Annotated in this window: 2 protein-coding genes; both read left to right on the top strand. The window is 70.1% G+C overall.

What is annotated here, in order from left to right:
- The coding region (locus RMN95_RS16190; RefSeq protein WP_309617937.1) for a 2-oxo acid dehydrogenase subunit E2 at positions 1–562 on the top strand (562 nt) is incomplete at its 5' end.
- Between the two features lie 27 nt (positions 563–589).
- Positions 590–1008 (top strand): acyl-CoA dehydrogenase family protein (locus tag RMN95_RS16185; protein WP_309617936.1); only part of this gene is annotated, 419 nt, incomplete at its 3' end.

Below are 1008 nucleotides of genomic sequence, written 5' to 3'. Positions count from 1 at the left end.
GCGCCCCACCGCGGAGTTCCGAGACCTTCGGCTCACGTTCCTCGCGGCCGTCGCCAAGGCGGTGTGCTCCGCCATGCCGCGCCACCCCGGCATCAACGCCCGCTGGGACGAGAGCGCCGGTGGCATCATCCGGTCGCAGCGAATCGGACTCGGGATTGCGGCAGCAACGCCGCGCGGACTCATCGTGCCCACCATCCCGAACGCGGGTGCCCTTGACCTCGCTGGCATCGCGACGGCCCTCACCGAACTCACTCGGGTCGCGAAGGCGGGCAGGTCAAGCCCGGCCGACCTGGCGGGCGGAACGTTCACGATCAGCAACGTGGGTGTGTTCGGCGTGGATGCGGGCACCCCGATCCTGCACGACGGCCAGGCCGCGATCCTTGCCGTCGGCGCTGTCGCGCGCCGACCGTGGGAGTTCGACGGCACCGTGGCGCTGCGCCAGCTCGTCACCCTCAGCCTCTCGTTCGACCATCGCGTTCTCGATGGGGCTGAGGGCTCCCGGTTCCTGGCCGAGGTCGCAGCGCTGCTGCACAATCCGGCGCGCGCCTTCAGCTTCGCCTGACGAGACATCCCACCCCAAGGAGCCTGAATGACCAGTACCACCGAACTCGTTACGCCCGGGTTCACCCTGCCCGAGTGGCACGCCGACCTGCAGGCCCGGGTTCGCGACTTCGCCGATTCCGTGGTGGCGCCCGCCGCGTACGAGTACGACACGAAGCGCGAATTGCCGTATGAGATCATCGCCGAGATGGGCGAGATGGGGCTGTTCGGCCTGCCCTTCCCGGTGGAGTACGGCGGGCAGGGGCGCGACTACTTCGCCCTGTGCCTCGCGGTGGAGCAACTTGCGCGCGTCGACCAGAGCATCGCCGTCACCCTGGAGGCCGGGGTCGGGCTCGGCGCGATGCCGATCTTCCGGCGCGGCACCGAGGAGCAGAAGCAGCAGTGGCTGCCGATGCTTGCCGGCGGCACGGCGCTGGCGGGCTTCGGCCTCACCGAGGCGGATGCTGG

The sequence above is a fragment of the Salinibacterium sp. genome, assembly GCF_031364185.1.
Taxonomy (GTDB): domain Bacteria; phylum Actinomycetota; class Actinomycetes; order Actinomycetales; family Microbacteriaceae; genus Rhodoglobus.
This window is presented reverse-complemented; position numbering and strand designations above follow the sequence as displayed.